Source organism: Hyphomicrobium sp., assembly GCF_036833075.1.
GTDB lineage: Bacteria > Pseudomonadota > Alphaproteobacteria > Rhizobiales > Hyphomicrobiaceae > Hyphomicrobium_C.
In genome coordinates this window covers 154,167-179,410 of sequence record NZ_DAITQL010000001.1, presented here as the reverse complement: position 1 = coordinate 179,410, position 25,244 = coordinate 154,167, and the positions used below count along the sequence as shown (strand labels likewise).

Here is a 25,244-nt window from a genome sequence, read left to right as displayed (position 1 = left end):
CCGGCGAGGCGCGGCTTCACCGCGTCCTTAGGGGGCGTCCTTATAAGGAGTCCCCGCCCGGCCTACTTCGCAGCGACGACGCTGATCTCGACCAGCATGCGCGGATCGACCAGCTTGGCCTCGACGCACGCGCGCACGGGCGTATCCTTGCCGCCAGTCCACGCCTTGTAGGCTTCGTTCATCTGCTCGCGATGGCGGATATCGGCCAGCCAGATGGTTGCCTGCACCACGTTCGACTTCGAGGTGCCGGCCAGCGCAAGAAGGCGGTCGATCTCGCGCAGCACTTCCTCCGTCTGGCCCTTGACGTCACGTGAGAGATCGGACGGCACAATCCCCGCCGTGAAGACGAAGCCGTTGGCTTCGGCGGCCTTGGAATAGATCTCGGTGGTTTCGTGACGCGTGATGCTCATGGGGACGGCTCCGTAGGATCTTATGGCGCCTCCGCTTAGCAAAGGATCTCGCGGTACGCCAGTCTCGCCTTATCGAAGGCGGGGCCATCGAGACCGCGAACGCCATCGTCTTCTAGAACCACGGCTCCTGGTGGACACGCTGGCCGTCGACCACGAGGGCTTTGATCGCCACCTCGCCAGAGGCGCCGACCGAGAGCACGGCCAAGATCTTCTTGTCGCGCACCTTCTGCTCGAGCGCGCGACCCGTGCCCTCCGGCACAAAATAGCTCTCTATACCGTAGCGGATCTGAGCTTTCGGCGGTTGTCCCTGGGCCTCGTAGACGTAATCGACGATGCCGCTCAGGACGACATTCGAGGGGTCCGGCGGAGGCAGGCGATCGGCGGACGCGCTCACCACCTCCCACTGCTCCGGCGCCGCCTCCCTGAGGGTGACGTAGATCCTGTCGCCCCGGCGCGTGCCCTCGGGGACCGGCACCTGACCGCGTCCGAAGGCATAGCCGAGGATGACGTAGTCGCCGCGGAAGAGATCGCGCGGATCGACCGGGATCACCTCGGCGACGATCTCACGGCCGTCGCGCAGCAGCGTCACGCGGCCGTAGACCATGCCGGCGAGCACGACCGTCTGCACAAGCGCGACGATCGCGATAGCGAGCCAGGATTTGGGGGAGAGCCTGTCGATCATGGGCAGTGCTCCGGTCACGAGGCCACGGCGTCGGGCTCGCCGCGCCGATGCAGGCGGTAGGCGACGGCGGCGAGGCCCGAGACGATCAGGCCGGCGACGAGGAAGAACAGGCTCGTGTTGAGCAGCGTGCCCATGGTCTTGCCGTAGACTGCGAGGATTTCGACGGAAAAGCCGGTGTAGCCGATCCACAGCGCGCCGCGGTTGGCGGACTTCAAGCCCCAGTAGATCGCCGCAACGAGCAAGGCGAGCGCCAGCACGGCGAGCAGAACGAAGACGTCGAGCGTCGGGTCCTCGAAGAACTGCAGCGCCAAGAGGCCCGCGAGCGCCGTGATCAGGCCGTAGTTCAATATTCCCGACCACAGCGTGGAGAGGTCGGGCTTCAACCGCTCGCCCGTGATGGCGGCCGCCATCACGCCAAGGCCGGCCGCCACGACCAGTCCATGCGCATGGCCGCCGTTGAGCTCGTAGCCGAGGCTGACGATGAAGCCGGTGAGGGCGAGGCCGGAGAGGTGCAGGCCGGGCCGCCAGCGCTGCCAGTAGAAGGCCGCCGAGATCAGCGCCCACGGGACGAGGAACGGCCAGAATACCTGATCCAGACGCAGCGCCTCGGTGACGCCCCAGTAGACGGCCAGACCCATCGCGAAGGCCAGCGCGGGGTTCGATCTCAGTCCGACGCCGGCGAGCAGCGCGCCGCCCGCCCACAGCAGCACGGCGTCGGCCGGGTTGCCGTCCATGTGGTACATCTGCGAGATCAGCATGATCGAGCCGCCGAAGACGCCGACGCCGAGCAGGATCGCGGCGTGGGCGAACCCGATCATGCCGCGCCGCGCGAACACGCCGGCAAGGCCGTAGGAGGCCCAGAGAGCGGCGATCAGCATGCCGATGCGCAGGATGCGCGGCATGCTCTGCCAGTTGGCGGCCACGAAGCTCATCACCGCGAAGCCGATCAGCACGGCCGAGAGAATGGCAAGCGCGTTGGCGAGCCCGAGCGTGCGCACGCCGGTCTCGAGGTCACGCCTGATGGCGCCCTCGCCCTCCGGCGTGATCCAGCCCGCATCGCGCCAGCGAACGAGGTCGTGGTCGAGACGTTTGCGGTAGCTCCACATGGGCAATCCTGGGCAGAGATCCTGGTGTCGCGAGACATCGTGCTGGCCGCGGGGATGCGGCCCTCGGGGACGATCCCGAAAGAAGGCCGACCGCTCCCGTGCCCGGCTGCCGCCCACCGCGCTGCGGCGGGCGCATCGCCGGATTAATTTATGTCACGAGCATGACGATAGGCGTCTCGGACGGACGTCCCTGCACCGGCCCGTCACACGGCATTCTATCTCCCGCATGCGTCTTCGGCATCATGACCCGAGCCCTCGGGCGCCGCCCGGACGCAGGCGTGCGCAGGGCTCGGGGGCGAAGCCTCACGTCGTCTTCGGAGAGCCTCTTTAGGGCGTGGACGCGGGCGGCGTCTCGGGTTCCGGAGCCGGAGCGGCCGGCTCGGCAGGCGGCGCCGGGGCAGGGGCCGGTTCCGAGGTCGTGGGCGCCGGCGCGGTGGCCTCCGGCGTTGTGGTCGTGGGGGCGGGCGACAGCGCCGTGTAGGCAATCACCGCGAGGGCGATGGCTGCCGCAATGGCGACGATGGCTTTCGTGTCCATGGCTTGTTCCTCCGTGCTCCTGAAAAACACGAGCCGGTCTCATATCACGCTTTGTTCGCCCGAACCAGAAATTGGCATATTTTGCCTAAACTCTCAAAGGGCTCGACGCCCGATGCGAGGCGCGCCACAATGCGGCGTGGAGATAAGCATCCCGTGTACGGCCGGGCAAAGGCCCTCGCGCGAAACGGTGCCTCATGGATTTCGACGCAACCTTCCTTGCTCGTATTCAGTTCGCGTTTACCGTGTCGCTCCACATCATCTTCCCGAGCTTCACGATCGGGCTTGCGGCATTCATCGCGACACTCCTCGTCCGCTGGCGCATGACGGGCGCCGAGCACCTGCACCGTCTCGCGCGTTTCTGGACCAAGATCTTCGCCGTCAGCTTCGCCATGGGCGTCGTCTCGGGCATCGTGCTCTCCTACGAGTTCGGCACCAACTGGAGCGGCTTTTCCCGCGTCGTCGGCAACGTGCTCGGGCCGCTGCTTGGCTACGAGGTGCTCACCGCTTTCTTCCTCGAGGCGTCATTCCTCGGCATCATGCTATTCGGCTGGAACCGCGTTTCGCCCAGCGTGCATGTGCTCTCGGCGGTGCTGGTGGCCATCGGCACGTCGATCTCCGCATTCTGGATCCTCGCCGCGAACAGCTGGATGCAGACGCCGACGGGACATGAAATCCGCGACGGCATCGTCTATCCCGTGAGCTGGCTCGAGATCATCTTCAATCCGAGCTTCCCCTACCGCTTCGCGCATATGTTCACCGCCGCGTTTCTCACTACGTCGCTCGTCGTGGCGGCGGTCGGCGCGCGCTATCTGCTGGCAGGCCGGTTCGTCGATGAAGCGAGGACCATGCTGCGCATGGGCATCGGCATGGTGGCCATTCTAGCGCCGCTGCAGCTTTTCATCGGCGACATGCACGGCCTCAACACGGCCGAGCACCAGCCCGCGAAAGTCGCGGCCATGGAGGCGCACTGGGACGGCAGCAAGCCGGCGGATCTCGTGCTGTTCGCCTGGCCCGACGACAAAGCCGAGACGAACCACCTCGAAGTCTCGATCCCGAATGCGGCAAGCCTCATCATCCGGCATGACAGCCAGGGGCTCTTCCCGGGATTGAAAGACTTCGCGCCGCAGGACAGGCCGCCGGTGAAGCCGGTGTTCTTCGCCTTCCGCGTCATGGTCGGCCTCGGCCTCCTGATGATCGCGGCGGGCCTCGTGGGCGCGGTCCTCTGGTGGCGCGGGGCGCTGTTCGAGACGCGCTGGTTCCTGGCGCCGCTCTCGGTGTCGTGGCCCGCAGGCTTCATCGCCATCCTCGCCGGTTGGTGGGTGACGGAGACCGGCCGACAGCCCTGGCTCGCCACCGGCATCCTGCGCACGGCGGACGCCGCCTCGCCGGTCTCGGCGGGCGCAGTGCTGACGACGCTCATTCTCTTCGTCGTCGTCTACCTGGTCGTGTTCTCGATGGGCATCTACTACATCAACCGGCTGATCGAGAAAGGGCCGACGGGGGCCTCGGTGACGCCGTCGGAGGGCCTGCCGTCGCGGCCGCTGTCGGCCGCCGAGACCGCCGCGCACGAAGCCATCGAAGGGACGAGGTGAGCCATGGACATGGACGCCCTCTCCTACTGGCTGCCGCTGATCTGGGTCGCCGTGCTCGGCGTCGCGGTCGCGCTCTACGTGCTGCTCGACGGGTTCGATCTCGGCATCGGCATCCTGTTTCCGGCCAGCCCGGAAGAATCGCATCGCGACCAGATGATGAACTCGGTGGCGCCGTTCTGGGACGGCAACGAGACGTGGCTCGTGCTCGGCGGCGGCGGTCTCTTCGTGGCGTTTCCGCTCGCCTACTCCATCCTGATGCCGGCAGCCTACCTGCCCGTCATCATCATGCTGCTGGCGCTCGTGTTCCGTGGCGTGGCCTTCGAATTCCGCTGGGTGGCGAAGCCCCGTCACCAGCTCTGGGACCTCGCGTTCGCCGGGGGATCTCTCGTCGCCGCGTTCATGCAGGGCGTCATCCTCGGCACCTTGCTCTCCGGCATCGAGGTGAGCAACAACGCGTATGCGGGCGGCACGTTCGACTGGCTCACGCCGTTCTCGCTGCTCACGGGCGTTGCCGTCGTCGCGGGCTACGCGCTCCTCGGGGCAACGTGGCTCGTCATGAAAACCGACGGCGCGGTGCAGGCCAGGGCCCGCCAACAGGCGAAGCTGCTGCTGCCTCTGGTGCTTGCCGCGCTGGCGGTCGTCAGCCTGTGGACCCCGCTTGTCATCCCGCGCATCTTCGACCGCTGGTTCACGATGCCGAACGTCATCCTTCTCGCGCCGGTGCCACTGCTCACAGCCTATGCGGCGTGGCGCTGCTGGTCGGAGCTCGAAAAGGGCCGGGAGACGGCGCCCTTCGTGTCGACCATCGCGCTCTTCCTGCTCGGCTTCCTCGGGCTAGCCGTCTCGAACCTGCCGTACATCATTCCGCCGACCCTCGACGTCTGGCAGGCGGCGGCCCATCCCTCGTCCCAGCTCTTCATGCTGGTCGGCGTGTCGATCATGCTGCCGATCATCCTCGGCTACACGGTGTTCGTCTACCGGACGTTCCGCGGCAAGGTGCGCCACGGCGAGGGCTATCATTGAGCCGGCCCTTAAGCCGACATGGGCCGAGACCTGCTGTCGCGGGTTGACGACCGGGCGCCCGCCCTGCGATAGGCTCGGGGCATGACCGGCCTCAGACCTGTTCATGTCATCGGCGGAGGCCTCGCGGGATCGGAAGCCGCCTGGCAGATCGCGGATGCGGGCGTCCCCGTGGTGCTGCACGAGATGCGGCCGCACCGCTCGACGGACGCGCACAAGACCGACGGACTCGCCGAGCTCGTCTGCTCCAACTCGTTCCGCTCGGACGAGTGGGAGACGAACGCCGTCGGGCTTCTGCATGCCGAGATGCGACGCCTCGGCTCGCTGATCCTCGCTGCCGGTGACTTGCACAAGCTGCCCGCCGGCGGCGCGCTGGCCGTCGACCGCGACCGCTTCTCGGCCGAGGTCACGGAGCGGCTCAGGACGCACCCGCTCGTCACTATCGAACGCGGCGAGGTGGCGGGGCTGCCACCCGACGACTGGGACAACGTCATCGTGGCCACGGGGCCGCTCACGTCGCCGGCGCTCGGGGAGGCGGTCGCGGCGCTCACCGGCGAAGGCGAACTCGCCTTCTTCGACGCCATTGCGCCGGTCGTGCATCTCGACAGCATCGATCAGGCCATCGCGTGGAAGCAGTCGCGCTATGACAAGGCAGGGCCCGGCGGCACGGGCGCGGACTATCTCAACTGCCCGATGTCGAAGGAGGAGTACGAGGCCTTCGTCGACGCGCTGCTCGCGGGCGAGAAGACGAGCTTCAAGGAGTGGGAAGCGTCCACGCCGTACTTCGACGGCTGCCTGCCGGTCGAGGTGATGGCCGAGCGCGGGCGCGATACGCTGCGCTTCGGGCCGATGAAGCCCGTGGGCCTCACGGATCCGCGCACGGGGCGGCGGCCCTATGCCGTCGTGCAACTCCGGCAGGACAATGCGCACGGCACCCTCTGGAACATGGTCGGCTTCCAGACCAAGCTCAAACATGCCGAGCAGGTGCGCGTGTTCCGCATGATCCCGGGGCTCGGAGAGGCCGAGTTCGCGCGCCTTGGCGGGCTGCATCGCAACACGTTCCTCAACTCGCCCAAGCTGCTCGACGGCGCGTTGCGCCTCAAGGCGGCGCCGCGGCTGCGCTTTGCCGGGCAGATCACGGGCGTCGAGGGCTATGTGGAAAGCGCGGCCATCGGACTTCTGGCGGGCCGCCTTGCCGCCGAGGCGCGCAAAGGTCACGCGCTCAGTTTGCCGCCGCCGACCACGGCACTCGGCGCGCTGCTCGCCCATATCACGGGTGGACATCTCGCGGACACGGGCTCCGCCTCGTTCCAGCCGATGAACATCAATTACGGCCTCCTGCCGCCACTCGCGGAGGCTCCGACCGCCGGCCCCGACGGGCGCAAGCTCAAGGGCAAGGAGCGCGGCGCGGAGAAGAAACGCCTCATGTCGCGGCGCGCGCTGCACGATCTCGACGCGTGGCTCGGAGCGCGGGAGCCGGCAGAGGCGTAACGCCGAAGATGAGCGTCCCGGGGCCCCTCACCCGGACGCGATTTTCAATCGCATCCGGCCTCTCCCCGCCGGGGAGAGGCGAAGTGGATCGTCGTTCGCAAACCCCGCACCTCTCCCAGAGGGAGAGGTCGACGCGAGGGTGCAGCCCGAGGGCGGGTGAAGGGGTACAGAGCGGAGTTTTGTACGTTGGGCGACCCCGAGCAGATGATCGTCAAAATCGTGCCGCGGATCGATGCCGTGGCGGCCGAGGCGTGGGACGCGTGCGCCAATCCGGATGCGGCGACGTACAATCCGTTTCTTTCCCATGCCTTCCTCGATACGCTGGAAAAGGCCGGGACGGTCGGGTCCGGCACGGGATGGGCGCCGCATCACCTCGTGCTCGAGCGGCCGGATGGGATGATCGTGGGCGTCATGCCGCTCTACGCAAAGTCGCACAGCCAGGGCGAGTACGTGTTCGATCATGCCTGGGCCGAGGCCCTGCATCGTGCCGGGGGGCAGTATTACCCGAAGCTGCAGGGCGCCGTGCCGTTCACGCCGGTGCCGGGGCGGCGGTTCCTCGCGCGGCCGGGGCCGATGCAGGCGGAGACGGAGGCGCTGCTCGCGGAGGCCGCGATTGCGGTTGCGGACCGTATCGGCGCCTCCTCGGTGCACGTGACCTTCCTCACCGAGGGCGAATGGGTGCGGCTCGGCACCCGGGGCTTCCTGCAGCGGACCGGCCAGCAGTTCCACTGGCGGAACGAGGGCTACGGGACGTTCGACGATTTCCTCGGCACGCTCTCCTCGCGCAAGCGCAAGGCGATCCGCAAGGAGCGGGCCGAGGCGCAGGCCGCGGTCGAGATCCTCTCCGTCACCGGCGGCGAGATCACGGAAGCGCACTGGGATGCCGTCTTCGCGTTCTACATGGACACCGGATCGCGCAAATGGGGGCGGCCGTATCTCAACCGGCGCTTCTTCTCGCTCCTCGGAGAGGCGATGGCGGAGCGCTGCCTCCTCGTTCTCGCGCGGCGGGCGGGCAGGCTCGTCGCAGGCGCGCTCAACCTGATCGGCGGGGATTGTCTCTACGGGCGCTATTGGGGCGCGCTCGAGCCTCATCCGTCCCTGCACTTCGAGCTCTGCTACTACCAGGCCATCGACTACGCGATCGCCCACAAGCTCGCGCGTGTCGAAGCGGGCGCGCAGGGGGAGCACAAGCTCGCGCGCGGATATCTGCCGGAGACGACCTATTCGCTGCACTGGCTCGCAGACCCGCGGCTCGAAGCGGCGGTCGCGCGCTACCTCGCGGAGGAGCGCGGGGAGGTGGCGGAGATCAACGCGCTTCTCAGCGCGCACGGGCCGTTCAAGCGCGGACTTTGAGGCTGTGTAGTGCTTTTTCTGAGACGTATCTGGATCCCAGCCTCCGCTGGGATGACGTTGGTTTCGTGGAAAACGCGAGCCTTAACTCTCCGTCACTCCGGCGAAGGCCGGAGTCCAGACACGCATGAGACCGGCAAGACGATCGCCGCGCGGGATTCGGGCTTGCGAAGCCCCGGGCGCGATGCTTTTAGAGGGCGCACCATCCGCATCCGAGGGCACGACGCATGGCCTACGACCCCGACAACGTCTTCGCCAAAATCCTGCGCGGAGAGATTCCCTCTCACAAGGTGCTCGAGGACGACGACGTGATCGTGCTCATGGACGTGATGCCCCAAGGCCCGGGCCATACGCTCGTCGTGCCGAAGCGGGCCTCGCGCAACCTGCTCGACGCCGATCCCGCCGTGCTCGCGAAGCTTCTGCCGGTCGTGCAGCGCGTCGCGCGAGCCGTGAAGGCGGCGTTCGCGGCCGACGGCGTCAGCGTCTTCCAGTACAATGAGGCGGCGGGCGGACAGAGCGTGTTCCACCTGCACATCCACGTCGTGCCGCGGTTCGAGGGCGTGCCGCTCAAGCCGCATTCGGGCAAGATGGAGGATCAGGCCGTGCTCGCGGCCAATGCGGAGAAGCTGCGCAAGGCGCTCGGATAGCGGCCTTTTCGCCTCCGGACATTCATACCCTGCGCCAGCGGCTCAGCGGACCGGCGAGAGCTTGTCGCGCGGCGGAAGCGTCATGCGTTCAACGCGCGGCGCGGCCGGCGCGCGGGGCAGCGGGCGGCTCTCCGCCGTGCCGTAGCAGCCGGCGATGCAGGCCACGCCGGACGCGGCTTCTGTACTATCGAGGCCGGGGGTGGCGCTCGCCGAGGTCGCCACCATGAACCCTTCGCTTTTCACCGCCGTCTGGTCGGGCTTGCGGACGGCCACGACCTGAGCTCCGCGCTCCGCCGGGCATCCGGCTTCGCAGACGACGACGTCCATGCCGGGATAGCGGGCGGCGAGGGGGTGCGGCGTCACGGCGGCGCGCTTCTCCGCCTCGAGAGTCCGCTTGGCGCGGCGCGCGTAATAGTCGTCCGTGGAGGGCGCGGTACGGCTTGCCTCGGGCGACAGCGCGGCGGTGTCCTCGGCCAGCGCCGCGTGGGGCCAATACGAGAGGATCGCAGCCGCACTCACACCGGCCAACAGCGATCCCCGCCTTGCAACGCAACGCATTCCACGCTCCCACTTCGCGACGGCTCCGGGAGGAGCCAGCTTCGCAAAGCGGCGTTAAGGAACTGTTGTCGATCGACATGGGGTCCGATCAGCAGGGGGCCGATCAGCCTGGCGGCCGGTCGGTGCGGAATGCCGGTTGCCGCGGCGGGCGATCACCGCCGCGCGGCGGGATAGCGCCAGTAGGCGCCTTTCGCCGTCTCGACCTCCTCGAGGGTGGGCGTGCGCATTTTCGGAGGCCGTGTACCGGTCGCGATCAACGCCGCGATGTCCTTCAGGATCTCGTTGTTCTCGGCGTAGCCGGAATGGTTGAGCCCGAGACTGTCCATGCTGGAAGCGGACACGTCGATGGTATCGATGCCCGGCAGCACGAGCGGGCCGGTCGACGGCACGTCGCCGGCGCGCGGGATGCCGCCGTAGAAGTTCCGCGACACGGTGAGCGCGCGGTCGTTGCTCGCCGCATAGAGCGTCACGCCCGACGCGAGGCCCTGGATGTCGCGGGCGATGTTCTCGAAATTGTCGCGGTCGACATCGGGGGCGGCGAGAACGATCTGGCTGATGCGCACGCCGTCGGGCGGTGTGCGGCGCAGATCCTTGAGGACCTGCAGCATCGGCTGGTTGCCCATGCTGTGGGCGATGATGCTGACAGACTTAGCGCCGCTCCTGGCTGCGACCAGCTCGACGAACTCTCTCAGATAGGGCTCGGCCTGTCCGGAGCTCTCCCGGTCGTAGGTGTAGCTCGCGAGCCCGCCGCCGGACGGCCAGCTATAGGCGAAGGCGGCGCCATCAAACTTCAGGTCGTAGGCGATCTGCGCCGTGCGGTAGATGGCGTAGTCGAAGCTCGTATTGTAGCCGTGCACGAAGATGAAGGCGTGGTCCTTGTAGCGGGCCGATCCCTTGAGGCGGTCGCGCACCAGGGCCACGAACTCGTCCTCGGTGAGCGCCTTGATCTCGTCCATCGTAAAATGGCGATCGGGATCCTCGGCCTCCTCGTAGAGCGTGATGTTGAAGACACGGATCGCCCACGGCCGCTCGATGGAGGGGACCTTGTGGGCCTTGGGGACCGTCACCAGGGCGCGCCCGAGCGCCAGGCGCCGGCCACGCTCGCTGCCATAGTCGAGACGCTGGAGGCCCGGCTTCTCGGCGCGGTCGGTGCCATAGTAGACTGGAACGATTTCCCATTCGCCCTGCTCGCGCTTCGGCGCCTCGGCCGTGACCGGCGCGGGCGCGGGGGGCGGTGCTCCGCCGGCGGGCGCCGACCCGGCTGCGGGCGGGGCCTCGGCCGCCGAAGGCGGCGGCGGTGGTGCGGGCTCTCTTGCCCTCTCTGCGAATCCCTTGCTCTGTCCGAAGCTGCCGATGCCGCCGTCGGGTGCGGCGCCGCCCGAGAGCTCCGGCGGCCCACTCCCTCCCGAGGGCTCCGCGCTACTGCCCCCCGAGGGCTCCAGCCTATCGGCATAGGTATCGCGCGGCGCGCCCGGTTTCAGGTTCTCGTCCGGGGGCGGGGCCGCCGCTTCGGGGGCCGGGGCCGTCGCGGGTGGCGGGGCGCTCATCTTGGGCGCCTCCCCGCACGAGGCCAAGGCCAGAGCCAACGCCGCAAGGCATGGAACTACTCCACCGAACCTCTGCAAAGCCGCCTCCCCCCGATCCGCCGTCACAACCCGCCATTGAAGGACCGCAGCCGCATTCCCACGTTTCGCAGGTGGCCGCAGAAGCGGGCCGAAGCCTAAATCCGATCTCGGAGTCGTTCAACGAGATCACGCGAGCGTCAATCTTTCAATCGCACATTCAAGTGGCTAACACCGAGGTGATGCGGCGGCGTGACACCATACTCCTGACGGGCTTCGGCCCCTTTCCAGGCGTCGCCGAGAACGTCAGCCAACGACTCGTGCCCAAGCTCGCCCATCTCGCCGCGCGGCGCTTCAGCGCGCACCGCGTGGTGGCGCGCATCCTCCCGACCGAATGGGAGCGGGCGCCCGCGCGCCTTGAAGACCTTTACGCGCGCGAACGGCCGAAGCTGGTCCTGCATTTCGGCGTCTCGGCGCACGCCGACGCGTTCGTGATCGAGACACAGGCCCACAACACGCGAACGGAGGCTCCCGACGCGGCGGGCGCGCTTCCGCGCGACAGCGTCGTCGTGCAAGGGGGACCCGACACGCTCGTCGCCAGACTTCCCACGGAGGACATCGTGCAGCGGCTCGCCGCGCTCAAGGTGCCCGCCGTCGTATCGACCGACGCGGGCCGCTATCTCTGCAACGCGATCCTCTACCGATCGCTGATCTGCGCCGACGAGATCGCCAAACCCGAGGCCGTCGGCTTCTTCCATATCCCGCGCACCATCCCGCCCGCGCTCATCAAATCGCATGCCGATCCCGACGCGATGCGATTCGACTGGGGCACGGCGCTCGCCGGCGGTCTCGAGATCATCCGCACCTGCCTCGGCCGTCCGCCGCCGTCGCGCCGCCACATCAAGTGAGGTTAGGTCATGGTCCAGGCTGCGGCGCCGGCGGCGTGACGCGGATCAGCTTCAAGAGCTCGGCGTCCTTCGAGATCTGCGTCGTGTCGCGGCACTCGTCCATGGCCGCATCGGTGCATTCGATGGTGACCGTGTAGGGCACGCCGTACCTGGTGACGGTGTACTCGGCGAGATAGCCTTCCTCGCCGCCCGAGGCGCGGTCGTCGAACACCGACACGACCGGCCCGGCCTGGGGTGCGGCGCCGCGGCTCGTGTTCTCGTAGACCGGGAATTTGTCCGGCGCGAACGTGTGCTGGATGCGAAGGTCCGCCGAGACGGAGACGGTCACGTCGCCATACCGCTCGACAATCTGGTACCAGACGGGATTGTCCTCATCCATGACGACGTCGCGCTCGGTTGCGGGGCGCGGGCCGAGGCGGAACGTGTTTTCCACAACCCCGGGCGTGCCGTCGAAGGCGAGAACCGGAAGCTTGAGCTTGGAGAGCTGGTCGTCCGCGGCCGGCCCGAGCGAGCGCGTCGGCGTGCGGGCCGCAACGAAGCTCCTGATCTCGGGATCGGACCACTCGACGGCGATCAGCTTGTCCGCGGCCGCGGCGCTTGTCCCTCCGCAGACCACCAAGCCGCCCATCGCAGCCACGGACACGGAGGCCGCCAGGATCGCGGACATCGCGGGCGCCGTTGCCGTCCGGCTTTTACGCGACATGGGACACATCCTTGTTTTCCAAGCCGATCCTCGCTCGTCCGGCGGCGTGAACCCGCCGACGATGTCGACTCTAGGTTCGCGCCCGTTCCCGATCAAGGGCGCGCGCGCAAAGCGTCGCTCACGGGCAACGCCCGTCCGGACAAGTGCATCCTGTCCACACGTCGGGTTGAACGACCTCGCCGCAGAGAGTATCCCGCTTCGGGCCTATTCATGGTCAGTCGTGTTGCGTGGAGACTCGCATGGCAACGGTTTCCGGAACGCCGGCCGCTCCGACAGCTCCGAAAAAAGGCGGCACGTTCTGGCGCATCGCGCGCCTCGTCCTGATCGGCGCCGTTGCGTCCATCGCGCTCCTGCTCGTCTTCCCGCCGACCGGCCTCATCAAGGACCAGCTCGCGCGGAGCATCGGCGCCGCCATCGGGCGCACCGTCACCATCGGCGACATACGCCTCAAGCTGCGGCCGACCCTCGAGGCCGCGTTCGATCAGGTCGCCGTGTCCAATCCGCCCGGCATGCCGGCGCGCGACGTGTTCCGCGCCGAGAGCATCCACACGACGGTCGAGTTCCTACCCCTCCTCAAAGGCCGCGTGCGCATGAACAGGCTCGATCTCATCAAGCCGGTGTTCGCACTCGAAGAAGGCGCGGACGGCACGCGGAACTGGGTGTTCGGGGGCGCAGGCGCGCACGCTGAGACCACGCCCGCCGCCGATGCGGCGCGCTCCAAGCCCGAAGGGACGGCGACGCCAGCGTCCGAGGCCCTCGTTCCCGTCGCGTTCAGTTATCCACCGGATTCGGCGATCGTCGACGGCACGCTCACTTTCCGGAGCGCCAGGACGGGCGCCGAGCGGACGGCGACGGCGATCAACGCGGTGCAGACGTTCGACCCCGTCTCGGGCGCGCTCGCCTCCAAGGGCCATCTCGCGGCGGGCGGCGAGACGGTGGCCTTCGATGCGGCGGTCGGCGACCTCGAGGCCGTCATCGGCGGCACCTCTTCCACGCTCAAGGCCCATATCGACGCGCGGCCGCTCAAGGCGTCCGTCGACGGCGACGCGTCGTTCTCCGCAGCGGCGGAGTTTGCCGGCGCGCTCACGGCATCCTCTCCGTCGCTGATCGACCTTGCGCGATGGCTCGGCTCCGACATCACGTCCTCGGGCTCGCCGCTCCGGGGCTCGCTCGACGGCAAGATCAAGACGACAACGCGTGACGTCACCTTCACCGAGACCGACGTGATGGTCGATACCACGAGCGGCCGTTTCGACGGCATCCTCGATCTCGGCGGCGCACGGCCGAGGCTCACCGGCACGCTCGCGAGCGAGCACATCGATCTCGGACGCGCGACCGGCGCCCCGCGGCAGAGCACGCTCGCGCCCGCGCCCGTGACCGATTTCGCGCCGCTGGTCACGCCGGGCTGGGAGCAGCTTCTCAACGACCTCAACGCGCTCGACAGAGGCGCCGAGGCCGCGGCCGCAGAGGCGGCGCCGTCCGCAGCCGCGCCCGCGATCACGTCGCCCGGGTGGAGCGAGCAGCCGTTCAACCTCAAGGCGTTGCAGGCGCTCGATCTCGATCTCCTCGTGACCGCGGCCGCGGTCACCTACGGCGCGCTCGACCTCAAGCAGGCGCGCGTCAAGGCCGGTCTCGCCGAGGGCATGCTCGACGCCCGTCTCGAGGCGCTCGAGGGCGGCCGCGGCACGGCGACCGGCACGCTCACCGTCGACAGCCGCGCGGCCCCGCCGCGCGCCAACGTTCAGCTTTCGATGGCGGACGTGGCCGCCGAGCCGATCGTCACCGAGCTCACCGGCAAGCCGCTGCTCTCCGGCACATCGCAAGTCGAGATCACCGCGAGCGCGGCGGGGCAGACCCAGAGCCAGCTCACGAGCACGCTCGACGGGAAGGCGCATTTCCGCATGGGGCCGGGCGCGCTCAGGGGCTTCGACGTGCGCCGCATGATCTTCGAATGGTGGAAAAGCTGGTCGTTCGATCTCGCGGCCAGGACCGGCTTCACGCGGCTCGAGGCGCAGTACGACATCAAGAAGGGCATCATGCGCAGCGAGCCCGGCCTCGCAATGGGCGGCTCGGAGGTCGAGATCAACTCGGCGGGGACCGTCAACGTGCCCAAGAAGACGCTCAACCAGGAGATCCGCGTGAAGGCGATCCCGCCGCCGACGGCATTTCCCATTCCCATCAAGATTTCGGGCAACTGGGCGAAGCCGTCGATCGGCATCGATTGGGGCGGGCTGTTCTCGGCCGCGCCGGGCGTCGGCGGGCCGCAAGCGCTCGCGCAGCCGCCCGAGCCGCCGCCCGCCAACGTGCAAGCTGCGATCCGGCGCGTGCTCGCCCAGGACCTGCCGGAGGACCGGCTCTCGCCCGAGGCGCGACGGATGCTCGAGGAGCTCCTGCCGGCGGAGCCTTCCCCGTAAGTTATGCTCACGGGGGGAATGCTCTTCTTGTCGTTGACAGGGGACTTCGCTTCGTTGCCAGGGGTTGGCGCATTGGGCATTATCCCGGCGGGGTCCGGAAGCACCAAGACGTTGCGTACGGATATGGGGGATGTGGCGTGAGAAAAGCTCTTGTTGCCTCGTGCATCGCTCTCATCGCCGGCAGCGTCCTTCTCGGCCTTCCCTCTCCTCTCCCCGCGCAGAATCGCGATCCTGCGCGCGTTGCCGCGGCGGCTCCCTCGCTCTTCGGGCGCGACCTTGCGACCTATGCGCTGGTGCAGAGCCTCGCCGCTCCTGGCCTTGGCGCAGCGCGCCGCGACAGGGGGGAACCCGACGGCGCCTGCCTTGGCGGCGACCGGCGCGGCGGCCTCGTGCATCCCGCGCGCTGCAGCCTCTTGCCAGAGGTCGGCGCGCCGACGACGCCCCCTGCGCCCGATCCTCAGGCGCCATCCACCGGGGGCGGTGCGACGACGGATCCCGCGAAGGCGGGCTTCTCCTACTACCCGCCGGGCAATCTCTTCGAGCGTGATACGGGGCGCGGGCGCGACGACCGCTACGTCTACCTGCCGAACATGATCTTCCCGCTGAAGCTCGGCGACGGCCTCTTTCCGAACATGAACTCGCAGATCTGGGGCTATGGCGGCGGCGGCTGGAACGGCAAGGGCGCAGCGGGCGGCAGCGAGAACGATCCGCGCAACTTCGATCCGATGAAGCAGCGCGACAACTACTGCGAGGTCCGCAGCTGGGACATGCCGCTCTGCCCGGGCGGGGCCGGCCATCAGGGACAGGACATCCGTCCGCCCTCCTGGAAGGACAATTACTGGGAGGCCGTCGCGGCGGAGGACGGCACGATCGTCAACGTGACGACGAACACGACGGTGCAGCTCAAGACGGCCGACGGCACCGACTACTACTATCTCCACATGCACCCGAAATCGATCACCGTGAAGACGGGCGCCAAGGTCAAGCAGGGCCAGGTGCTCGGCAAGGTTTCGCGGTACATGGGCGGCAAGGTAGGCACGAGCCTGCATCTCCACCTGCAGGTGCGCCAGCGCATCCAGGTCGGCGGCAAGACGCTGCAGGTCTACGTGCCAACGTTCCCGTCGCTGATTGCAGCGTTGCGCAAGGCCAAGGGGCTCGATGCAGGCATCGGTCCCGACGGCAACCTGATCGTCGACGCCGGCCTCGAGATCGGCGCGCCCAAGCCGCCGCCGGCTCCTCCTGCGCCGCCGCCGGACCCGACGCCGGCACCAGAACCCACACCGACGCCGCCGGCACCGGCGCCGTCGCCGGAACCTGAACCGACGCCGATCCCGGAGCCGGCTCCCGCACCGCTTCCCGAGCCTCCGCCAGCGCCCGAGCCCGAACCTGCTCCCGATCCGGCCCCTCAGCCGGAGCCGGCACCGACGCCCGAACCCGCGCCTGCGCCGCAACCGGAGCCGCTCCCGGAACCCGCGCCCGTGCCTGAGCCAGAGCCTGAACCGTCGCCCGCGCCGACCCCCGAGCCTACTCCGGCGCCACAGCCGCAACCGTCCCCCACACCGGTGCCGCAGCCCGCGCCGGAGCCGACACCCGATCCGGCCCCCGCGCCGCAAACGCAGGACTGGTGGGGCTCGGCCAAGAAGAACTGGACCTCCTGGTGGAACTGGGCGACCGACTGGTGATGCCGGTCCGCCTTTCGTCTTTGAGCTTGAGCTGAGGAGCCATACCGATGCCGAGACATACGCCAGCTCTTGCCGCGGCGATGCTCGTGGCGCTCGCCCTTCCCATCGTCCCGGCGGCGAACGCACAGTTGCCGCCGTCCAAGTACGACAAGCTTCAGCGCACGCTCGAGGACAAGTTCGCGCCCAAGGTGGCGAAGCCCGCGCCGTCGCAGGCCCGCAGCTTCGGCGGCGGCGATGCCGGCCAAAAGGACGACTTCCTCTACATCGATCCGCGCAAGACCCCGACGCCTGCGCCCCCGAGCGCGAAGCGCTCCGATACCTCGTGGAGCGCGAAGCGCTCCGATGCCTCCTCGTGGGGGCAATCGCTCTATGCGCTCATCACATCGTCGCTCGGCGGGCCCGCCTCGGCGCCGGCTGCCGCGTCCAAAGTAGCCCTTGCCGAAGCTGCCGGCGCGGAGGCCGATCCTGCCGACGCCATGCCGCGCCCGCGACGGGAGAGATCGGAGCGGCGCAAGTGGCGCGCGCGTCCGAGCGACTCCGAGCGCGCAGAGCGGCGCCGGCGCGTGCCCGTCGCCAAGCCGAACAGCTTCGTGATCCAGCTCAGCCCCGACGCCTCCGACAAGGAGATCGAGGCGCTGCTCAGAAAGTACAACCTCACGATCACGAAAATGATCGCGCCGCTCGGCGTGATCACGGTCGAGGTGGCGAACGGGCCGGCGCGCAGCCAGCAGCAGGCTCCGGCCGCCGGGACCGCACCCCAGGAGCAGCTCAACAGCGTGCTCGAGCCGCCGATCATCAAGGAGCTCAGAGACGAGACCGTTGTCGACGGCGCCTTCGTCAACTCGACGATGGAGGCCAAAGGGCTTCCGAAGAAAGGGGCCGGCGCCACGATCACGGTCGGCGACGAGGTGTTCGCCTGGCGCTGGAACGGCGGCGACAGCCTGGACGGCAACTGGGGCCTCAAGGCGATCCGCATGCCGCCGGCGTGGACCGTCCTCGACCGCTACCGCAAGGCGCATCCCGACACGTTGCGGCCCAAGATCGCCGTCATCGACAGCGGCTTTGCGGCCAACCCGGCGGTGCCGTTCGCCTCGATGCAGAACGTGAAGCCGCTCGTCTATCACAGCGCCGGCTGCGGCACGCACCACGGCATGCACGTGGCCGGTATCATCGGTGCCCGGTCCGGCGCCGAGGTGGGGATCGACGGCATCATCCCGGACGCGCGCATGGACGCCATCGCGGTCGACGACACGATCGTCGGCGATTCCGGCGTCGTCGGCGTGGACGACGGCTGGGAGGTGCACGCGCTGCTGTTCGACGACGTGCTCGCCAAGACCCTCGATTACGTCTACGCGAACCTGATGACGCCCGACAATCTCCGCGTCATCAACATCAGCCTCGGCTACAATTTCATGGCCAGCAACCTGCTCGGCGACGAGAACCCGGAGGATGTCCCGGGCCTTGCGCTGCACGTCGCGCACCAGGCGAACCTCATCCGCCTGATGGCCAGCCGGGTGCAGGACCACGTGCTGTTCGTGGTGGCGGCGGGCAACGATTCTGAGGACCGCGAGACGCCGATCGCGGCGAAGTGGGCGTCACCCTTCGCCTGGGCGGGCACGCAGGACTCGGCGACAGGGCCGAGCCCGCCCAACATCCTCGTCGTCGAGGCCATCGACCGCGACGGCCTCAGGGCGGAGTTCTCCAACACCGGCGGCCACGTCTCGGCACCGGGCGTCGACATCATGAGCACGCTCGCGGCCGACAAGCTGCCGGTCGGGGTGTGCAGCGGCACCTCGCAGGCGGCTCCCCACGTGGCCGCGCTCGCCGCTATCCTGTTCGAGCTCGCGCCCGACAGGAAACCAGCGGAGATCGCCACCATCCTGCGCCAGAGCGCGAGAACGCCTGCGGGTGCCACGCAGGCGCCGACCATCGATGCGCTCGACGCCGTGGCCGCGGTGGCGCCCGAGCCGACGCGCCTCATCGCCGACCTCGACGGCGACGGCCTCGTCACCGCGAGCGACCTCGCCATCTTCTCGCGCCAGCTCGCCCTGCTTTCGGATGCGGCAACGAAAAACGCGGCCTTCACCGAGGACCTCAACGGCGACGGGGCGATCGACGACAACGAGTGCTTCTGGCCGCAGATCGACCTCAACGGCAGCGGGTTCGGAAGCCTGCTGCCGAGCGACGCGCGCGCGCTCGCGGGACACGCGCGAACGGACCTCGCGGCGATGGAATACCTGTGGTCGGATCCGGCGACGCCGTTCCCGATCGCGGCCTCCCAAGCCGGCCTCACGACGCCCGCCGAGACCGTGCAGGCGTCGACCGGCCCGGCAGCGGCATTCCCCGTCACGCAGTGCCGGGGCCTCGCCATGCCCGTGGTTGCCGAGGGCCCCGCGCCGGATGCGTCGCCCTCGCACGAGAAAGCGCCGTCGTCGCTGGTCGCGGGCGCAGATACGACCCGCTTTGCGAGCACGGCGGCCGCCGCGAGCCCGGATGCCGCGGCGACGCGGGCCGAGGTCGAGCGCGCGGCCGCGGAGCTGCGCAAGACGCATCCCAAGCTGCGCATCGTCATCAACCCGGCGACGGGGCTGCCCGCGAGTGTCATGGGGCTTTCGCCGCAGGCTGGCGCGGGCGCGCCGTCGCTCGGCGCCGCGGATGGCCAGGAGCAGACGGAGGAGCAGACGAAACGTGCCGTCGACGCCTTCTTCGGCACGGGCGGCCTCAGCTCGCTCTATCCGGCCAAAAACAAGAGCGCGAAACCCGAATACGTGCGGCGGCGCAAGGATCCGGATCTGCCGAACCGGTACGTGGCCGAAGTCGAACAGCGTGTGGACGGCGTGCCGGTGTTCGGCTCGACCGCCAAGCTCAACGTCGATACCTCGCTCGGCGTGACGCGGTTCAGCGGCACCATCTCGACGGTCGCGCTCGACAGCACGACGCCGAAGATCGCCGAGGGCGAGGCGATCGCAGCCGCACGCGCGATGCTCGCTGAGGTGCTGAGACGGGCGCCCGACGCCTCTCGCGCGTTCCCGCTGGCGCCGGATCCGGCCAAGGCCGAAGTTGCGAAACCCAGCCTTGTCGTGTTCGATCCGGCGCTGATCGGAAAGGCCAAGGGCGGCGCGCCGCGGCTCGCATGGCTGGTTACCATCGACGCCTTCCGCATCTTCGTCGACGCCAACACGGGTGAGGCGTTCTACTCCTACCGCGACCAGCCGTCCGGTGGCATGCTGCGGCGCGTCTACGATCTCGGCCAGGCGACGACGTTTCCGGGCGCGGTCGGCATCGACGAGGAGAAGCGGGCACGGGCGGAGAAGCTCGCACCCGAGACGCTCATTGCATTCCGCAACGCGGGCATCGTCCGCGACTACTTCTTCCTGACCTTCGGGCGGGACGGCTTCGACGACAACGCCGGGCAGGGCGGATCGACGATGGAAGCCTACGTGCGCCACGGGAGGACGCAGAACGCCTACTGGTGCACGGGCAAGTCCTACGACTGCCCGAAGGGCAACGTGATGGTGTACGGGCCCGGCTACGCCGGCGCGCTCGACATCGTCGCCCACGAGATGACCCACGGCATCATCGCGCACGAGAAGAACCTGCTCTACCTCAACGAGCCGGGCGCGGTGAACGAATCCCTCGCCGACATCTTCGGGGCGCTGATCGAGCTCGACACGAAAGGCGACGGCGGCAACTGGCTGATCGGCGAAGCCTCGCCGGGATTCTCGACCACGCAGCCGCTACGCAGTCTCGCCGACCCCAACCTGCGCGATGCCAACGGCAAGTCGATGTTCAACCGGACCGCGAAATTCTCGCTCGCCAACCGCGGCCAGCCCGACACCTACGCCGAGGTCCTGACGCCCGACGACCCGCTGTGCGGATCGACCGCCTACCAGGACAATGGCTGCGTGCACTTCAACAGCGGCATCCTCAACAAGTTCGCCTTCCTCATCTCCGAGGGCGGGACGCACCGCGGCATCACCGTCACCGGGATCGGCCGCACCAAGCTCGCGCGCATCACCTATCGGACCATGACGGTCGGTCTCAACCAGAGCTCGACGCTCTCGCAGGCCGCGAACGCATTCGTCGAGAGCTGCTACGAGCTTGCGTCGGCGGAGGTCGCGAGCCTCATTCCGGCGGACTGCGGTGAGGTCGGCGCCGCGCAGCGCGCCGTGGCGCTCGAGGTGCCTTCGAGCTGAGAGACGCCCGGACCGCGAACACCAGGATCGATGACGAGGGAACGCGCATGACACGGTTGAAACTCGACCGCCGCCAGATCGGGACGGGCCTTGCAGCGGCGCTGGCCGCGCCGTTCGCCGTCCGGCTCGGCGTGATGCCGGCGCAGGCTCAGATCGTCCGCAGCACGTGGTCCGAGCTCGCCGACCTGTCGCAGGAGGCGCAACGGCTGGGGCTCTCGGTTCCGCGCATGGGGCTCGCGCCGTCCTCGGCCACTGAGGAGTTCTCCGAGATCCAGCCCGCCATCGTCGATTTCATGGACGGCATCACGGCCTCGGCGCCGGATGCCGCCGGCGTCACCTCGTCGGATATCGACAGCCTCATCGACCGCGCCTCCGAGCTCCTGCGCACGGCGCGCAATGCCGAGCGCGCGCCGCGCGACATCCCCGAAGGACCGCAGGCCGCGGCCGTGACGGCCCCCAAGTTCGAGGACGTATCCGCCGGGTACGTGCGCCTGTTCGAGACCTGTGAGATCCGCCCCGAGCACCGCTCCACCGTGCAGTGGTACGTCTCGAAGATCACGGACGCCGCACGCCGCAAATCCTACGAGGCGGTGTTCGAGGAGACGTGCGTGCCCTGGTATGCGGTGGCCATCCTCCACGGCATGGAGGGCAGCTTCGACATGACCTCGCATCTGCACAACGGCGACTCGCTCAAGGCCAAGACGGTCCAGGTGCCGAAAGGGCGGCCCGATCCTTGGCTGCCGCCGTCGGACTGGGTTTCGAGCGCGGTCGATGCGCTGCGCTACGACAAGCTCCACGAACAGGCCGACTGGAGCCTCGCCCGCATGCTCTACCGCTGGGAGGGCTACAACGGCTGGCGCAGCCGGCAACTCTACAAGATCAACACGCCGTATCTGTGGAGCTTCTCGAACCACTACACCAAGGGCAAGTTCGTGGCCGACAACAAATGGGACCCGAACGCCGTCTCGAAGCAGTGCGGCGCAGCCGTCATGCTGAAGGCGCTGGTGGAGGGCGGCTTCATCGCGCCGCCCGCGTAGAGCCCCGCCAGGCTCAGCTCCGTGCAAGCCCCGACACGGTAACGATCCGCGTTTTTGATCTTGATCAATGCCCCCTTTGCATGGTCATCACTGTACTTGATGGCTTGGTCGGCAATGGGGCGGGATATGCCATTGCGAACTGCACGAAACCGCGCCTGCCGGGACCTCAGCGCCCACTTCGTGCGCGCATTCTTTTCAACGGAGCTCAGGGCCTGGTACGGGGCGGAGCCGCTGGGGAAAGTGTTCTGGGGCTATGGCGTGTTCGCGAGCGCCGTTCTGGCCCTCCTCTATCTCCTTGCCATCAACGAGCAGCGGGTCGGCGCGCAGCAAGCGCTCCTCATCGTCATGCTCGCCTATACGGTCTGGATCCTCGTTTCGATCTGGCGCTGCGCCGCGGGCTCCGAGTGGGGTGGACTCGCACGCGGGCTCACGATCGCCTGGGCCGGCAATACGATTTTGGTTCTGACCTTCCTGCAGATGGATCTGATCGTGACCTATATCGGACGATGACCGCATGGATCTGCTCCACACAGATCAAGCCTCCGGCGTGCGCGCGGTTGTGTTCCGCGCAGCGGAGAACCTGTTTCCGGGGTATTTCGCGCTGGTCATGGCGACGGGCGTCATATCCATTGCCTGCCACCTTCTGGCGATGCCCGTCGTTGCCTACGCGCTGGTTGGAGTAAATTGGGTCGCCTACATCGCCTTATGGGCTCTGACGCTGCTGCGGATCTGCTGCTTTCCCGGCAACGTGGCGGCCGACCTTTCCAGCCATCAGCGTGCGCCTGGCTTCTTCACCATTGTCGCTGGAACCTGTGTCCTCGGCACGCAGAGCGCTGTCGTCGCCAACGCCCATGGCGTTGCCAGCGCGCTCTGGCTCCTGGGATTGGGCCTGTGGTGCGCGGTGATGTACACGTTCTTCACCGCCGTCACGATCCGCGAGCACAAGCCCTCGCTCGCCAACGGGATCAATGGCGCCTGGCTGATCGCCGCCGTGGCCACGCAATCGATCGTCGTCCTCAAAGGAACGCTCGACGCGGCAAGCGTCCCATCGCTTGAGATCCAGTTCCTGTGCCTGGCGATGTTCATGATCGGCTGCATGCTCTATCTCGCGATCATCCCGCTGATCTTCTACCGCCTCACCTTCGTGCGACTCTCCACGCATGACTTCACGCCGCCCTACTGGATCAACATGGGTGCGGTCGCCATCACGACGCTGGCCGGCTCGACCCTTTTGTTTCGCACCAAGGAGTGGCCGCTCCTCATGGAGTTCCGGCCGTTCCTGAAGGGCTTCACCGTCTTCTTCTGGGCCGCGGCCACCTGGTGGATCCCGTTCCTGGTGGCGTTGATGGGCTGGCGATACCTGGTCCGGCGCGACAGGATCCGCTACGAGCCGCAGCTGTGGGGCATGGTGTTTCCCTTGGGCATGTACACGACCGGGACCTTTCAGCTCTCGCGGGCGCTCGATCTGCCCTTTCTGGCCGCGATTCCTCGACTGACCGTGTTCGTGGCGCTTGCCGCGTGGGTCGCAACATTCATCGGGCTGCTGTTGCATCTGGCTCGTGCCGTTCTGGAGCCATGGCAGCGGCCCTCGTCGTGAGGCTGAGGCCGCCCGGTGTATCCAAACGATCGGGATCTGCTCCGGGTGTTTTTTGGACTGGGGCACGTATCAGGATGACATCCCACGCTCAACTCAACCGGCCGACGACGCCGATGTCGTAGTCGGTGACGAGAAAGCGAACCCGGCTGCCGGATATTTCCGACGGCACGACCCCCATGGAAAGGTCCACACGGCCGGTCGACCCGCCGATGAGCGTGCCGATGACCGGCCCAATGCGGCTCTCCATGAACCTGCCGAGGAAGAAACTCGCACTTTGCGCGTCGACCGTGCCGAACCCGACCGCCCACGGCGCACCAAACTCGGTCTGGGTGTGCTCGAGATAAATGGTCACGCTGCGCAAGCCGACCTCAAACGAGCGCAAGCGCTCGGCCAGATCCCTGTTCTCGATCCGGCGGGGATCGATGCTGCCGGCGAGTTTCAGCATGGGAACCTGCTCGTTCGTGGTTCCGATCTGCCAGAGCCTTGCCACCCAGCTCGAGAGCTGTGGGCGGAGAACCGAAATTTCCGAGTTGCGTGGGGGTGCACTTCCCGTGTAGGCGGCCATTGACATCGGCTGCTCTCCGCGCTGCCGCGGCCCGTTGGGGCCGACACATCGAAACGCTTCAGCATAGACAGCGACGGGCGCGGCGCGAAGTGGCCTTGCTCCTACCGGGTTCGACCAAAAGACAGGGAGATTGATGCGCCTGCGGTCCATACGCTAAATCGTGCGGCGCGGCCTTGGAGCCGTCGAGGGGGAGACACTCCATGGACATGCACGGGGCTCTACTGTTCGCGGCCGGGCTCGGGACGCTCGTCGTGGCGGCGGAAATGGTCGTGCGCGGCGCCTCGCGGCTTGCGGCATCGCTCGGTGTCGAGCCTCTCATTCTCGGCCTCACCGTGGTCGCGATCGGCACCAGCGCTCCCGAGCTTGCGATCGGCATCACCGCCAGCCTGCAGGGCAGCAGCTCGCTGGCCGTCGGCAACATCGCCGGCACGAACATGGTCAACATTCTTTTCATTCTGGGTCTGTCCGCGCTTCTGAAGCCGCTTCCGCTGCACCTGCAGGTGCTCAAGCTCGAGCTGCCGATCATCGTCGCTGCCGCCGTGCTGATGCTCGTGTTCGCGTGGGACGGGGTCATCACGCAGCGCGAAGGCGCCGTGATGCTCGTCGGCGCGCTCATTTATACGCTGGCGCTCATCCGCTTGAGCCGGCGCGAAACGCCGGCCATGCACGAAGAGTTCAGTGACATGTACGGCAGTTCGGGCGCGCGGACCGGTACAGTCGCAAAGGAGCGCACCAAATACACGGCCCTGCTCGTCGTGGGTCTCATCCTCTCCGTGGTCGGCGCCCACTGGCTGGTCAACGGCGCGGTCGGCATCGCGCGGACACTCGATATCTCCGAGGCGATCATCGGCCTCACCATCGTCGCCATCGGAACGTCTGCCCCGGAACTCGTGACGAGCATCGTCGCAACGATCCGGAACGAGCGCGACGTTGCCGTCGGTAACCTTCTCGGCAGCAGCATCTACAATATCCTCGTGATCCTCGGCCTCACCTGCCTGGTGACGCCAGGCGGCGTGCCCGTGGAGCGCGAGCTGATCATGGTGGATATTCCGCTGATGGCTGGCGTTGCGCTTCTCTGCGTGCCCGTCTTCGTGACCGGCAGGCGCGTCTCCCGGCTCGAAGGCGGCATCGGGGTGGCGCTCTTTCTGGTCTACATGCTCTGGATCGTGCTCTATCGTGCGTGACAG

General features: G+C 67.9%; 21 protein-coding genes. 13 read left to right on the top strand and 8 right to left on the bottom strand.

Annotated features, from left to right (window positions below; genetic code table 11):
• Positions 1-62: 62 nt before the first annotated feature.
• From V7082_RS00850 to V7082_RS00835, 4 genes are all read right to left on the bottom strand, one after another.
• The gene (locus V7082_RS00850) at positions 63-410 is read right to left on the bottom strand and encodes a RidA family protein (protein WP_334145508.1); all 348 of its coding nucleotides are present in this window, start codon (positions 408-410) and stop codon (positions 63-65) included.
• Between the two features lie 112 nt (positions 411-522).
• Positions 523-1,092, bottom strand: coding sequence for a GDYXXLXY domain-containing protein (locus V7082_RS00845; RefSeq protein ID WP_334145506.1), 570 nt, complete (start codon positions 1,090-1,092; stop codon positions 523-525).
• A gap of 14 nt (positions 1,093-1,106) precedes the next feature.
• Complete coding sequence (locus V7082_RS00840) at positions 1,107-2,198, bottom strand: DUF2157 domain-containing protein (RefSeq protein ID WP_334145504.1); 1,092 nt, start codon at positions 2,196-2,198, stop codon at positions 1,107-1,109.
• Positions 2,199-2,525: 327 nt separating this feature from the next.
• Positions 2,526-2,735, bottom strand: a complete 210-nt coding sequence (locus tag V7082_RS00835; protein WP_334145502.1) for a hypothetical protein — start codon at positions 2,733-2,735, stop codon at positions 2,526-2,528.
• Between the two features lie 194 nt (positions 2,736-2,929).
• Here V7082_RS00835 and V7082_RS00830 point away from each other — a divergent pair, with 194 nt between their 5' ends.
• The 5 genes from V7082_RS00830 (at position 2,930) to V7082_RS00810 (ending at position 8,835) form a co-directional block, all read left to right on the top strand.
• Complete coding sequence (locus V7082_RS00830) at positions 2,930-4,327, top strand: cytochrome ubiquinol oxidase subunit I (protein WP_334145501.1); 1,398 nt, start codon at positions 2,930-2,932, stop codon at positions 4,325-4,327.
• Positions 4,328-4,336: 9 nt separating this feature from the next.
• Complete coding sequence (gene cydB, locus V7082_RS00825; protein ID WP_334145564.1) at positions 4,337-5,350, top strand: cytochrome d ubiquinol oxidase subunit II; 1,014 nt, start codon at positions 4,337-4,339, stop codon at positions 5,348-5,350.
• Positions 5,351-5,431: 81 nt separating this feature from the next.
• Positions 5,432-6,838 (top strand): methylenetetrahydrofolate--tRNA-(uracil(54)-C(5))-methyltransferase (FADH(2)-oxidizing) TrmFO, encoded by a 1,407-nt coding sequence (trmFO, locus tag V7082_RS00820; protein WP_334145499.1) that lies wholly within the window; start codon positions 5,432-5,434, stop codon positions 6,836-6,838.
• Positions 6,839-7,042: 204 nt separating this feature from the next.
• Complete coding sequence (locus V7082_RS00815; RefSeq protein WP_334145563.1) at positions 7,043-8,191, top strand: GNAT family N-acetyltransferase; 1,149 nt, start codon at positions 7,043-7,045, stop codon at positions 8,189-8,191.
• A gap of 224 nt (positions 8,192-8,415) precedes the next feature.
• Positions 8,416-8,835, top strand: coding sequence for an HIT family protein (locus V7082_RS00810; protein WP_334145498.1), 420 nt, complete (start codon positions 8,416-8,418; stop codon positions 8,833-8,835).
• A 42-nt stretch (positions 8,836-8,877) separates the two neighbouring features.
• Here the strand turns inward: V7082_RS00810 and V7082_RS00805 are convergent, their stop codons facing one another.
• Positions 8,878-9,363 (bottom strand): hypothetical protein, encoded by a 486-nt coding sequence (locus V7082_RS00805; RefSeq protein WP_334145497.1) that lies wholly within the window; start codon positions 9,361-9,363, stop codon positions 8,878-8,880.
• Between the two features lie 182 nt (positions 9,364-9,545).
• The gene (locus V7082_RS00800; RefSeq protein ID WP_334145496.1) at positions 9,546-10,940 is read right to left on the bottom strand and encodes an alpha/beta hydrolase; all 1,395 of its coding nucleotides are present in this window, start codon (positions 10,938-10,940) and stop codon (positions 9,546-9,548) included.
• Positions 10,941-11,179: 239 nt separating this feature from the next.
• Here V7082_RS00800 and V7082_RS00795 point away from each other — a divergent pair, with 239 nt between their 5' ends.
• Positions 11,180-11,863 (top strand): pyroglutamyl-peptidase I, encoded by a 684-nt coding sequence (locus V7082_RS00795; protein WP_334145494.1) that lies wholly within the window; start codon positions 11,180-11,182, stop codon positions 11,861-11,863.
• Positions 11,864-11,870: 7 nt separating this feature from the next.
• Here V7082_RS00795 and V7082_RS00790 read toward each other — a convergent pair whose 3' ends face one another.
• A complete protein-coding gene (locus tag V7082_RS00790; RefSeq protein ID WP_334145493.1) occupies positions 11,871-12,566 on the bottom strand; it encodes a hypothetical protein in 696 nt (231 codons plus the stop codon).
• Positions 12,567-12,805: 239 nt separating this feature from the next.
• On the opposite strand from V7082_RS00790, the gene V7082_RS00785 reads away from it, so the two are divergent.
• The 6 genes from V7082_RS00785 to V7082_RS00760 all read left to right on the top strand — a co-directional run bounded on the left by V7082_RS00785 (position 12,806) and on the right by V7082_RS00760 (position 23,492).
• Positions 12,806-14,980 (top strand): AsmA family protein, encoded by a 2,175-nt coding sequence (locus tag V7082_RS00785; RefSeq protein WP_334145492.1) that lies wholly within the window; start codon positions 12,806-12,808, stop codon positions 14,978-14,980.
• A 137-nt stretch (positions 14,981-15,117) separates the two neighbouring features.
• Positions 15,118-16,662, top strand: a complete 1,545-nt coding sequence (locus V7082_RS00780; RefSeq protein ID WP_334145490.1) for a M23 family metallopeptidase — start codon at positions 15,118-15,120, stop codon at positions 16,660-16,662.
• A gap of 47 nt (positions 16,663-16,709) precedes the next feature.
• Positions 16,710-20,858 (top strand): M4 family metallopeptidase, encoded by a 4,149-nt coding sequence (locus V7082_RS00775; RefSeq protein WP_334145489.1) that lies wholly within the window; start codon positions 16,710-16,712, stop codon positions 20,856-20,858.
• Positions 20,859-20,905: 47 nt separating this feature from the next.
• Positions 20,906-21,895, top strand: a complete 990-nt coding sequence (locus V7082_RS00770) for a hypothetical protein (RefSeq protein WP_334145487.1) — start codon at positions 20,906-20,908, stop codon at positions 21,893-21,895.
• A 132-nt stretch (positions 21,896-22,027) separates the two neighbouring features.
• Positions 22,028-22,405, top strand: coding sequence for a hypothetical protein (locus V7082_RS00765; RefSeq protein ID WP_334145485.1), 378 nt, complete (start codon positions 22,028-22,030; stop codon positions 22,403-22,405).
• Positions 22,406-22,409: 4 nt separating this feature from the next.
• Positions 22,410-23,492, top strand: a complete 1,083-nt coding sequence (locus tag V7082_RS00760) for a tellurite resistance/C4-dicarboxylate transporter family protein (protein ID WP_334145483.1) — start codon at positions 22,410-22,412, stop codon at positions 23,490-23,492.
• 88 nt (positions 23,493-23,580) lie between these two features.
• Here the strand turns inward: V7082_RS00760 and V7082_RS00755 are convergent, their stop codons facing one another.
• A complete protein-coding gene (locus tag V7082_RS00755) occupies positions 23,581-23,937 on the bottom strand; it encodes a hypothetical protein (RefSeq protein WP_334145481.1) in 357 nt (118 codons plus the stop codon).
• A gap of 320 nt (positions 23,938-24,257) precedes the next feature.
• Between V7082_RS00755 and V7082_RS00750 the strand changes: the two genes are divergently transcribed.
• Complete coding sequence (locus tag V7082_RS00750; RefSeq protein WP_334145480.1) at positions 24,258-25,241, top strand: calcium/sodium antiporter; 984 nt, start codon at positions 24,258-24,260, stop codon at positions 25,239-25,241.
• The last annotated feature ends 3 nt before the right edge of the window (positions 25,242-25,244 follow it).

Excerpts from the sequence above, each read along its gene's own strand:
- V7082_RS00850 (WP_334145508.1), bottom strand. The coding sequence starts at position 410 with ATGAGCATCACGCGTCACGAAACCACCGAGATCTATTCCAAGGCCGCC.
- V7082_RS00845 (WP_334145506.1), bottom strand. The coding sequence starts at position 1,092 with ATGATCGACAGGCTCTCCCCCAAATCCTGGCTCGCTATCGCGATCGTC.
- V7082_RS00840 (WP_334145504.1), bottom strand. The coding sequence starts at position 2,198 with ATGTGGAGCTACCGCAAACGTCTCGACCACGACCTCGTTCGCTGGCGC.
- V7082_RS00835 (WP_334145502.1), bottom strand. The coding sequence starts at position 2,735 with ATGGACACGAAAGCCATCGTCGCCATTGCGGCAGCCATCGCCCTCGCG.
- V7082_RS00830 (WP_334145501.1), top strand. The coding sequence starts at position 2,930 with ATGGATTTCGACGCAACCTTCCTTGCTCGTATTCAGTTCGCGTTTACC.
- cydB (WP_334145564.1), top strand. The coding sequence starts at position 4,337 with ATGGACGCCCTCTCCTACTGGCTGCCGCTGATCTGGGTCGCCGTGCTC.
- trmFO (WP_334145499.1), top strand. The coding sequence starts at position 5,432 with ATGACCGGCCTCAGACCTGTTCATGTCATCGGCGGAGGCCTCGCGGGA.
- V7082_RS00815 (WP_334145563.1), top strand. The coding sequence starts at position 7,043 with ATGATCGTCAAAATCGTGCCGCGGATCGATGCCGTGGCGGCCGAGGCG.
- V7082_RS00810 (WP_334145498.1), top strand. The coding sequence starts at position 8,416 with ATGGCCTACGACCCCGACAACGTCTTCGCCAAAATCCTGCGCGGAGAG.
- V7082_RS00800 (WP_334145496.1), bottom strand. The coding sequence starts at position 10,940 with ATGAGCGCCCCGCCACCCGCGACGGCCCCGGCCCCCGAAGCGGCGGCC.
- V7082_RS00790 (WP_334145493.1), bottom strand. The coding sequence starts at position 12,566 with ATGTCGCGTAAAAGCCGGACGGCAACGGCGCCCGCGATGTCCGCGATC.
- V7082_RS00785 (WP_334145492.1), top strand. The coding sequence starts at position 12,806 with ATGGCAACGGTTTCCGGAACGCCGGCCGCTCCGACAGCTCCGAAAAAA.
- V7082_RS00775 (WP_334145489.1), top strand. The coding sequence starts at position 16,710 with ATGCCGAGACATACGCCAGCTCTTGCCGCGGCGATGCTCGTGGCGCTC.
- V7082_RS00770 (WP_334145487.1), top strand. The coding sequence starts at position 20,906 with ATGACACGGTTGAAACTCGACCGCCGCCAGATCGGGACGGGCCTTGCA.
- V7082_RS00760 (WP_334145483.1), top strand. The coding sequence starts at position 22,410 with ATGGATCTGCTCCACACAGATCAAGCCTCCGGCGTGCGCGCGGTTGTG.
- V7082_RS00755 (WP_334145481.1), bottom strand. The coding sequence starts at position 23,937 with ATGCTGAAACTCGCCGGCAGCATCGATCCCCGCCGGATCGAGAACAGG.
- V7082_RS00750 (WP_334145480.1), top strand. The coding sequence starts at position 24,258 with ATGGACATGCACGGGGCTCTACTGTTCGCGGCCGGGCTCGGGACGCTC.